This is a genomic window from Streptomyces sp. SID5785, from assembly GCF_009870065.1.
Classification (GTDB): domain Bacteria; phylum Actinomycetota; class Actinomycetes; order Streptomycetales; family Streptomycetaceae; genus Streptomyces.
Genome location: NZ_WWIA01000977.1, coordinates 1 through 10,505 on the forward strand (window position 1 = coordinate 1; position 10,505 = coordinate 10,505).

General features: G+C 73.1%; 6 protein-coding genes. 3 read left to right on the forward strand and 3 right to left on the reverse strand.

What is annotated here, in order from left to right:
- The first annotated feature begins 389 nt into the window (after nucleotides 1–389).
- Nucleotides 390–2,210: a glycoside hydrolase family 3 protein gene (locus GTW43_RS31815; RefSeq protein WP_161305434.1), complete on the forward strand. Its 1,821-nt coding sequence runs from the start codon at nucleotides 390–392 to the stop codon at nucleotides 2,208–2,210.
- 178 nt (nucleotides 2,211–2,388) lie between these two features.
- Nucleotides 2,389–3,018, forward strand: a complete 630-nt coding sequence (locus GTW43_RS31820; protein WP_161305435.1) for a hypothetical protein — start codon at nucleotides 2,389–2,391, stop codon at nucleotides 3,016–3,018.
- A 59-nt stretch (nucleotides 3,019–3,077) separates the two neighbouring features.
- Here GTW43_RS31820 and GTW43_RS31825 read toward each other — a convergent pair whose 3' ends face one another.
- From GTW43_RS31825 to GTW43_RS31835, 3 genes are all read right to left on the reverse strand, one after another.
- Nucleotides 3,078–4,484, reverse strand: a complete 1,407-nt coding sequence (locus tag GTW43_RS31825) for a S28 family serine protease (protein WP_161305436.1) — start codon at nucleotides 4,482–4,484, stop codon at nucleotides 3,078–3,080.
- A gap of 104 nt (nucleotides 4,485–4,588) precedes the next feature.
- A complete protein-coding gene (locus tag GTW43_RS31830; RefSeq protein WP_161305437.1) occupies nucleotides 4,589–4,951 on the reverse strand; it encodes a hypothetical protein in 363 nt (120 codons plus the stop codon).
- Between the two features lie 157 nt (nucleotides 4,952–5,108).
- Nucleotides 5,109–8,855 (reverse strand): ABC transporter ATP-binding protein, encoded by a 3,747-nt coding sequence (locus GTW43_RS31835; protein WP_161305438.1) that lies wholly within the window; start codon nucleotides 8,853–8,855, stop codon nucleotides 5,109–5,111.
- Between the two features lie 161 nt (nucleotides 8,856–9,016).
- Between GTW43_RS31835 and GTW43_RS31840 the strand changes: the two genes are divergently transcribed.
- Nucleotides 9,017–10,505 (forward strand): glycosyltransferase family 39 protein (locus GTW43_RS31840; RefSeq protein WP_343246179.1); only part of this gene is annotated, 1,489 nt, incomplete at its 3' end.

A 10,505-nucleotide genomic window follows, 5' to 3' on the forward strand; every position in this document is an offset into this window, starting at 1 on the left:
CGCGGGGAACTGCGCGACCAGCCCCCACCGAACCCGCACCCGGCACGGAACACGTGCCACCCCCGCACCAACTTCCGTGAATCGCCCGGCACTCGGGAACCCGGCCACCGCCCCGCCCGTCAGAACGGCACGCTGCCGGTGAGTCTCCGCAGTGCGGTGTCGGCCTCGCTGCCGGCAGCGAACGCCGACCACCCTCTCCGCCGCACGACGCGGCCGGCAGCCCGCCGTCACCGGCGCGCCCCTCCGACAGCGCCGGTGACGGCCCCTCGACGTATCGGCGGACAAGCCGCCGACTCCCCGCCAAGTCCCTTGACTGGCAGAAACTTTCCCGATATTCGTTTCGCGCGGAAGTTTCCTTCAGACCGCCCCTCCCTCCGGAAGGAGCGCACGTGCCCCAGCTCTCCAGACGTACGCTGATCGCCGCCGCCACCGCGACCGCAGGCGTCGCCGCCGCAGGCCTGAGCGCCGCCCCCGCCCAGGCGTCCACCGCAGGCCGGGCCCGTTCCGACAAGGCCCTGAAGAAGATCATCTCCGGGATGTCCCTGGAGGAGAAGGTCGGCCAGCTCTTCGTGATGCGGGTGTACGGGCACTCGGCCACGGACCCCGACCAGGCCGACATCGACGCGAACCTCGAGGAGATCGGCGTCCGCACGGCCGCCGAGCTGATCGACACGTACAAGCTCGGCGGGATCATCTACTTCGCCTGGGCGCACAACACCCGCGACCCGCACCAGATCGCCGGTCTGAGCAACGGCATCCAGGCGGCCGGACTGCGCCAGGACTCCCGGGTGCCGCTGCTGATCTCGACGGACCAGGAGCACGGCATCGTGGCCCGGGTCGGCAAGCCGGCCACCCTGCTGCCCGGGGCGATGGCGCTCGGCGCGGGCGGCTCCCGGGCCGACGCCCGTACGGCCGGCCAGATCGGCGGCGCCGAACTGCGCGCGGTCGGCATCCGGCAGGACTACGCGCCCGACGCCGACGTCAACATCAACCCGGCGAACCCGGTGATCGGCGTCCGCTCCTTCGGGGCCGACCCCAAGGCCGTCGCGGGGATGGTCGCCGCGCAGGTCAAGGGCTACCAGTCGGCCCACATCGCCTCGACGGCCAAGCACTTCCCCGGCCACGGCGACACGGTCGACGACTCGCACGCGAAACTGCCGTACATCCACCACACGCGCGAGCAGTGGAACACGCTGGACAAGCCGCCGTTCGTGGCGGCCATCGCGGCCGGCATCGACTCGATCATGACGGCGCACATCGTCGTCCCCGCGCTCGACCCGGCCGAGGACCCGGCGACGCTGTCGCACCCGATCCTCACCGGCATCCTGCGCGAGGAGCTCGGCTACGACGGGGTCGTGGTGACCGACTCGCTGGGCATGGAGGGCGTCCGCACGAAGTACGGCGACGAGCGGGTGCCCGTGCTCGCGCTGAAGGCCGGAGTGGACCAGCTGCTCAACCCGCCGAACCTGTCCGTCGCCTGGCACGCCGTGCTCGACGCGGTGCGCGGCGGAGAGCTGACCGAGGAGCGGCTCGACACGTCGATCCTGCGCATCCTGCGGCTGAAGGCGAAGCTGGGGCTGTTCGACAAGCCGTACGTGTCGCAGAGCGCCGTGGACCGCACCGTCGGCACGCACCGGCATCTGGCCGCCGCCGACCGGATCGCCGAGCGCACGACGACGGTCCTGGTCAACAAGGACCGGCTGCTGCCGCTGAACCGGCGCACCCACAAGAAGGTCCTCGTGCTCGGCGCGGACCCGGCCTCACCCTCGCTCAGCGACGGCCCGCCGACCACCGTGCTGGGCGCCGCCCTCACCGAACTCGGCTTCACGGCCACGGTCCTGCCGACCGGCACGGCGCCCAGCCAGGCCGCGATCGACCAGGCCGTCGCCGCCGTGCCGGGCCAGGACGCGGTGCTCATCGGCACGTACAACGTGACCGCGGGCAGCGCCCAGCAGAAGCTGGTGAACGCGGTCGCGGCGACCGGCGTCCCGGTGGTCACCCTGTCCCTGCGCAACCCCTACGACGTCGCCCAGCTGCCCGCGTCCGGCGCCCACGTGGCGGCGTACTCGTGGATCGACGTCGAACTGCGGGCCGCGGTGCGCGTCCTGACGGGCGCCGCCGAGCCGCAGGGCCGGCTGCCGGTGCCGGTGCAGCGGGCCGACGACCCGGAGAAGGAGCTCTTCCCGATCAGGTACGGCCTGCGGTACTGACCCGCCGAGGTACCGACCGCGCCACCGACAGTGGCGGGCGGGGCCCTACTGCCGCGGCCGTACCGTGCGTACGCCGCGGCAGCCGCGTCCCCCCGCCAACTGGCGCAAAGCCCCCTGGACACCTGGCGTGCCGCCGCCTCTGCGCGTCACGCTGGACGGGCATATCGGGGGGATTGCCATGTTTCAGCGCACGGTCAAGGTGGTGTGCGCGGTGCCGTTGCTGGCGCTCGCGCTGAGCGGATGCCAGGGCGTCCTGGGAGGCGGGGGCGGCTCGGAGGACTCGGCGGCGCCGGATCCGGCGCGCTCCCCCGCGGGCTACGGGGCGGTGTTCCTGGCGGTCGGCGAGTGCAGTTCGCGCGGGCTGAAGGCGTTCGACGAGGTGCCGTGCCGCAGCGAGCGGGCGATCGCCAAGGTCCTCGCCCGCTTCGAGGGCGCTTCGGCGGACGGACCGGCCTGCCCGGCCCCCACCGACTTCGTGCTGCACATCAGCGAGAACCGTCCGTCGGCGGGCGGGAACGGCGCCGGTGCCGTCGCCGAGGGCTACGCCTGCATGCGCAATCTGGAGGACCCGCACCCCGGGGACCCGGGAGGCGGCGGCGGTCCGCGCACCGTCGTCGGCGACTGCGTGCGCGCGGCCGGATCGGGCCAGGTGCGCGAGACGCCGTGCGACGGATCCGGCGAGGAGCCCCCGCAGTACCGGGTGACGAAGGCGGTCACCTCGCGCGCGCGGTGCCCGGACTCGACGGCCCTGTACGTGTCGCTGGGCGGCACGGTCCCGGTGGGCTGCGCGCAGCGGTTGCGGCCGTGAGACGCCGTGCGGCGGGGCGCGGTGGTGCACGCCCCGCCGCACGGACCGGAAGCGGTGCGCTACGGGCGCAGCGTCCGCTGGCGGTGCGTGTCGGAACGGTCGAGCTGCGCGTCGTGCGGGGCCTTCGCCGTGGAGCCGGACAGTCCGGCCCAGTCGAGGATCCGCGCGGTGGCGAGCGCCTTGTCGCCGTCCTTCAGCGCCGCGACGTTGGCGCCGTGGTTGGCGTGCGGGGCGTGCAGCACGTAGGAGTCGCGCGCGCCCTTGCCGAGGCGGAACGGCTCGGCGCCCCACGGGTCGTTGTCGCCGTAGACGTAGAGCATGCGGGTGGCGTGGTGGCGCACCCAGGTGTCGACGTCCCGCATCGTGGACGGCTGGAACTTCATCGGGATGTCGCGCGGCACGAAGTTCCGCGGCGGCTGGTAGCCGTAGCGGGACAGGTCGCCGAGCCAGGGCTGGCTGATGTCGGGCGAGCCGAGCTGGGTGCCGGCCTGGTAGTAGTACGGCGTGTACTGGGTCAGCCCCTGGTCCGCGTAGGAGGACCAGCCGCCGACCTCGTCGACGTAGGCGAACAGGTCGTCGTCGGAGACGGTCGCGGCGTCCGGCACATCGGCGCACGCGGACTCGGGCTGGTACTGCCAGAAGCCCCACACGAGGTCGAGCACGGTCGCCTCGTAGGCCTTGTCCAGCGAACCGACGGTCTTCACCGTGTAGTTGTTCGCCGCGAGGTACTCCTTGTACTTCTTCTCCAGGGCGGTGCGGCGCACCAGCGTCTCGCGCTGCACCTTCTGGAGCGCGACCCGGCACTCCTTCGGCCCGACCTTCGCCAGGAACGCGTCGTAGGCCGAGTCCTCCTTGTTCACGACGTCGTTCGGGGCGACGTAGGCGACGACGCCGTCCATGTCGCGCGGGTAGAAGCGCTCGTAGTACGTGGCGGTCATGCCGCCCTTCGAACCGCCGGTGGTCAGCCAGTTCTGGTCGTAGACCGGCTTGAGGGCCTCGAAGATGCGGTGCTGGTCGCTGGCGGCCTGCCAGATGTTCAGCTTGGACCAGTCCGCGGGCTGGGGCCGGGACGGCGTGAAGAAGCGGTACTCCACGGAGACCTGGTTGCCGTCGACGATCCGGGTGGGCTCACTGCGCGACGGGGTCGTCGACACGTTGTAGCCGCTGGTGAACATGACGGTCGGGCGGCTGACGTCCTTGTGCAGCACGGTGATGCGCTGCTGGAAGGTGCCGGCCTTCGGGTGCCGGTGGTCGACCGGCTGGGTGTAGTTGAGGACGAAGTAGCGGTAGCCGTCGTACGGCTTCTCCTCGATGAGGCTCATGCCGGGTACGGCGAGGAGCCGGTCCTTGATGTCGGTGGCGGCGGCCCGGGACCCTTCGGCGGCCGTCGCCGTCGATATCCCGGCCGCGCTCACGGTGCCGATCAGCACCACGAGCGACAGCAGCCATCTGAGCGTTGTGCGCATGCACCCTCCCTGGAGATTCACAGATGCGCCCCGGAAACTATCGGAGCAACTTCTGCACCACCAGGGGTACTTGGTGTTCGCTCAGGTTCGTACCCGGTGCGGCTTCAGCACAGAATCCAGCCGGATTTCACCGTTTTGCTCCCCACGCGTCCCGTGATGCGGACGCAGCGGTGACCGGCGTGCACGGTGACCGGCCCGGCGTGGTGCGTGAAGCGGCCCGAGTCGACGACGGCCCGGCTGCCGCGCGCCTGGACCCCGGCGGACATGGTCTGCCGGGTGCCGCTCTTCCTGGCGATCGTCACGGCGCAGACGTAGTCGCGGTTGCGGTAGACGACGGTCTTGCCCGTGCTGAACGACAGGGTGCGCACCTGGTGCCCGCCGCACAGCCCGGCCGCCTGGGCGCTGCCCGCGAACGGCCCGCCCACCAGCAGCAGCGCGGCCCCGGCCAGCGCGGACAGGGCGCCCATGAGCCGGCGGCGCGGTCGCGGCCCCCGGACGCCCCCTATGCCGTCTTTCTCACCTCTGCCCACCGCGGCCCCTCCCGTCGCACCGGCACCAGCGTACTGATGTACGGACGCGGCACACCGGGGCGGCGGTTGCGCCCGGCCGGTCCGCGGGCGCCGGTCAGGGCGCCGTGCCGACCGCGGCCTGCCCCGGCTCCTCGGCGCCCTGACCGATGAACGTGCGCCACAGCCGGGCGTACCGGCCGTCCAGGCGCAGCAGTTCCTCGTGGGTGCCGTCCTCGGCGACGCGGCCGCCGTCCATCACGACGACGCGGTCGGCGCGCGCCGCCGTCGTCAGCCGGTGCGCCACGACGAGCGTCGTGCGCCGGCCCGCGAGCCGGTCGGTGGCGTGGTTGACCTGTGCCTCGGTGGCCAGGTCGAGGGCGGCCGTCGCCTCGTCGAGCAGCAGCACGTCGGGGTCGACGAGCTCGGCGCGGGCCAGCGCGATCAGCTGGCGCTGACCGGCCGACAGGTTCCGGCCGCGCTCGGCGACCTCGTGCAGGTAGCCGCCCTCCAGCGTCGCGATCATCTCGTGCGCGCCGACCGCGCGGGCCGCCGCCTCCACGTCGGCGTCGCTCGCGTCGGGCCGCCCGTAGGCGATGGCGTCGCGGACCGTGCCGGGGAAGAGGTAGGCCTCCTGCGGGACGACGCCGAGCCGGTGCCGGTACGAGGCCAGGTCCAGGTCGCGCAGGTCGGTGCCGTCGACGGTGACCCGGCCCGCGGTCGGGTCGTAGAACCGGGCGACGAGCTTGACCAGCGTCGACTTGCCCGCACCGGTCTCGCCGACGAACGCGACGGTCTGACCGGCGGGGATGCGCAGCGCCACGTCACGCAGGGCCGTCTCCTCCTCGGCCGGTCCGCCGTACGCGAAGTCGACGTCCTCGAAGGCGATCTCGCCGCGCAGCGAAAGGACCTCGAGCGGCTCCCGCGCCGCCTTCGTGGAGGTCGGCTCGCGCAGCAGCTCCTGGATGCGGCCGAGCGACACGGTCGCCTGCTGGTAGCCGTCGAAGACCTGGGAGAGCTGCTGGACCGGCGCGAAGAACAGGTCGATGTAGAGCAGGTACGCGACGAGCGCGCCGGTGGTGAGCGTGGCCGCGTCGACCCGGTGCGCGCCGACGATCAGGACGGCCGCCGCGGCCACCGAGGACAGCAGCTGCACGAACGGGAAGTAGACGGAGATCAGCAGCTGGCCGCGGATGCGGGCCGCGCGGTAGCTCGCGCTGCCCTCCGCGTAGCGCCGCACGCCGTCCTGCTCGCGCCGGAAGGCCTGCACGATCCGCAGACCGGACACCGACTCCTGGAGGTCCGCGTTGACCACGGAGACCCGCTCGCGGGCCAGTTCGTACGCCTTCACGCTCGCGCGGCGGAAGAAGAACGTGCCGACGATCAGCGGCGGCAGCGTCGCGAACACGACCAGGGCCAGCTGGACGTCGATGACGAGCAGCGCGCCCATGATGCCGAAGAACGTGACGACGGAGACGAACGCGGTGACGAGGCCGGTCTGCAGGAACGTCGACAGGGCGTCCACGTCGGTCGTCATCCGCGTCATGATCCGGCCGGTCAGCTCGCGCTCGTAGTAGTCGAGGCCGAGCCGCTGGAGCTGCGCGAAGATCTTCAGGCGCAGCGCGTACAGGACCCGCTCGCCGGTGCGGCCCGTCATCCGGGTCTCGCCGATCTGCGCGGCCCACTGCACGAGCACGGCGACCAGGCCGAGCGCGGACGCCGCCCAGACCGCGCCGAGCGCCGCTCGGGTGACGCCCTCGTCGATGCCGTGCCGGATCAGGACGGGCAGCAGGAGGCCGACGCCCGCGTCGACCGCGACGAGCCCGAGGCTGATCAGCAGGGGGCGGCCGAAGCCGCGCAGCAGCCGGCGCAGCCCGTAGCTGTCCTCGGCCGTGACGGCCCGGCTCTCGTCGACGTCCGGGGTGTCGAGGGCCGGGGGCAGCGCCTCGACCTGCGTGAGCAGCTCGGGGGTCGCGGGCATCCCGGCGAGCGCCGCGTCCCGGGGCTCCCGGTCGCCCGTCCACAGCCTGGGGGTGACGCCCCGCTCGGCGTCGTACTCGGCGTCCAGCTCCGCGCGTACGGAGGTGTCCTCGGGCTCGTCGCCGGGGTGCGCGGTGACGTGGCCGGGCGAGACGCCGCCCAGCTCGTCGGGGTCGGTCAGCAGCCGGCGGTAGAGCGGGGAGCCGGCCTCCAGCTCCTCGTGCGTGCCGATCGCGGCGAGCCGGCCGCCGTCGAGCACGGCGATCCGGTCGGCGAGGCCGAGCGTGGAGCGGCGGTGCGCGATCAGCAGCGTGGTGCGGCCCGCCATGACCCGGCCGAGCGCCTCGTGGATCTCGTGCTCGACGCGGGCGTCGACGGCGGACGTGGCGTCGTCGAGGACGAGCAGGCGCGGGTCCGCGAGGATCGCGCGGGCGAGCGCGACGCGCTGCCGCTGGCCGCCGGAGAGGGTCAGCCCGTGCTCGCCGACCTTGGTGTCGTAGCCCTCGGGCAGCTCCGCGATGAACCGGTCGGCCTGCGCCGTGCGCGCCGCCGCCTCGATCTGCTCGTCGGTGGCGTCCGGCGCCCCGTAGGCGATGTTGGCGCGCACCGTGTCGGAGAAGAGGAACGAGTCCTCGGGCACGAGGCCGATCGCGGCGCGCAGCGAGGACTGGGTCAGTTCGCGCACGTCGTGGCCGCCGACCAGGACGGCGCCGTGCGAGACGTCGTAGAAGCGGGGCAGCAGCAGCGAGACCGTGGACTTGCCGGAGCCGGACGAGCCGACGACGGCGAGCGTCTCACCGGCCCGGATCTCGAAGGACAGCCCGTCGAGGACCGTCCGGTCGGCGCCCGCGTACCCGAAGGACACGTCGTCGAACTCGACGGTGGCCGGGGCGTCGGCGGGCAGCTCCTTGTGCCCGTCCTCGAGGGACGGCTCGGTGTCGATGAGCTCCAGGACGCGCTCGACGCCCGCGCGGGCCTGCTGGCCGACGGTGAGGACGACGGCGAGCATGCGGACCGGGCCGACGAGCTGCGCGAGGTAGGAGGAGAAGGCGACGAAGGTGCCGAGCGTGACCTGGCCGCGCACGGCCAGCCAGCCGCCGAGCGCCAGCATCGCGACCTGGCCCAGCGCGGGCACCGCCTGGAGCGCCGGGGTGAACTTCGCGTTCATCCGGATCGTGCGCAGCCGCCCGGCGAACAGCCGCCGCCCGACCTCGCGCAGCTTCCCGGTCTCCTGCTCCTCCTGCCCGAAGCCCTTGACGACGCGGACGCCGCTGACCGCGCCGTCGACGACCCCGGCGACCGCGGCGGCCTGCGCCTGCGCGTACCAGGTCGCGGGGTGCAACCGGGAGCGGCTGCGCTTGGCGATGAACCACAGCGCGGGGGCCACGGCCAGCGCGACCAGGGTCAGCGGCAGCGACAGCCAGGCCATGATCACGAGGGAGATCAGGAACAGCAGCAGGTTCCCGATCGTCATCGGCAGCATGAACAGCAGGCCCTGGATGAGCTGGAGGTCGCTGGTGGCGCGCCCGACGACCTGGCCCGTGGACAGCTCGTCCTGACGCCGTCCGTCGAGGCGCGTGATCGTCCCGTACATCTCGGTGCGCAGGTCGTGCTGGACGTCGAGCGCGAGCCGGCCGCCGTAGTAGCGGCGCACGAACGTGAGGACGTAGACGATCACGGCGGAGCCGATCAGCAGGCCCGCCCAGGTGCCCATCGAGCGGGTGTGGTCGCCGACCACGTCGTCGATGATCACCTTGGTGATCAGCGGGACCAGCGCCATGACGGCCATGCCGCCGAGCGAGGCCCCGAGGGCGAGCACGACGTCCTTGGGGTAGCGCCACGCGTACCCCGCGAGTCTCCTCGCCCAGCCCCGTTCCTGCGCCACTGCGCGCCGCCTCCGCTCGTCCTGGTCCACTCGTCCTGATCTGCCGAAGGGCCAACACGGCGGGCCGCCGATTTCATCCCGCCGCAACAATCGGCGCCGTCCACAGGCGGCACCCAGGTCCGGCACAGCCCTTACCCACCCGGGACGTGCACGGTGCTGGCGTGACCTCCTCAGCTACCGCACCCCCCACACCACGCACCGCGGCCCCCGCGCCCCGCTGGTCGCTGCCCGTGCTGCTCGCGATCCTGGCGCTCGCGGCCGGGCTGTACTCGTGGAACCTGTCCGCGTCCGGCCTGAACAGCTTCTACAGCGCTGCCGTCCTCAGCGGCACCGAGAGCTGGAAGGCGTGGTTCTTCGGATCGCTGGACGCCGGGAACTTCCTGACCGTGGACAAGCCGCCCTTCGTCCTGATGGTGATGGGCCTGTCCTGCCGGGTCCTCGGCTTCGGCACCTGGCAGATGATGCTGCCGCTGGTCGCGGCGGCCCTCGGCACGATCTGGATCCTGCACTCCAGCGTGAAGCGGGTCTGGGGCCACGGCGCGGCGGCGATCGCCGCGCTGGTCCTCGCGCTGACCCCGATCACCGTCGCGATCAACCGGGACAACAACCCCGACACCCTCCTCGTCCTGCTGATGGTCGCGGGCGCCGCCCTCGCGCTGCGCGCCGTGCACGGCGGCAGGCTGCTCCCCCTGATCGGCTCGGCGGTCTGCTTCGGCCTCGCCTTCAACACCAAGATGCTCCAGGGCTACATCGCGCTGCCCGCCGTGTTCGCCGTGTACCTGTACGCGGCGCCGCACGGCCTCGCCAAGCGGGTACGGAACCTGCTGGCCGCCGCCGTCGCCCTCGCCGTCTCCAGCTTCTGGTGGCCCGCGGCCGTCTCCCTCGTGCCCGCGTCCGAGCGCCCGTACATCGGCGGCTCGACGGACGGCACCGCCTGGGACCTGATCCTCGGCTACAACGGCCTGGGCCGGGTCTTCGGCGGCGACGGCAACATGGGCGGCGGGGGCACGGGCGCAGGCGGCGGCTTCTCCGGGACCGCCGGGATCGGCCGGATGTTCAACGACGTGCTCGGCGGCCAGATCTCCTGGCTGCTCCCCTTCTCCGCCATCGCCCTCGTCGGCGGGCTCGTCCTGCGCGGCCGCGCCCCGCGCACCGACCTCACCCGGGCCGCGCTCGTCCTCTGGGGCGGCTGGACCGTCCTGCACTACCTGACCTTCAGCATGGCCGAGGGCACCATGCACCCCTACTACACGACCGCCCTCGCCCCGGGCATCGCGGCGCTGAGCGGGGGCGGCGGCGTGATGCTGCTGCGCGCCTTCCGCACCGACCGGCGCTGGGCGTGGGTGCTGCCCGTCGCCCTCGGCGTCACCGGGCTCTGGGCGATCGTCCTGCTGCGCCGCGCGTCCGGCTGGAACAGCTGGCTGTGGCCGGCGATCGCCCTCGTGATGGCGGCGGCCGTCGCGGGCCTGCTCGTCTTCCGCACGGCCTCCGGGCACCGGCTGCGACTGCTGACCGCGTCGGTGGCGGCGGCCGTGGTGGCCTCGGTCGCGGGTCCGGCGGCGTACGCGTGGTCGGTCCCGTCGGGCTCGGGCGGCGGCATGATGGGCGGCACGAACCCGACGGCGGGGCCCACGACGGGCGGCGGCATGG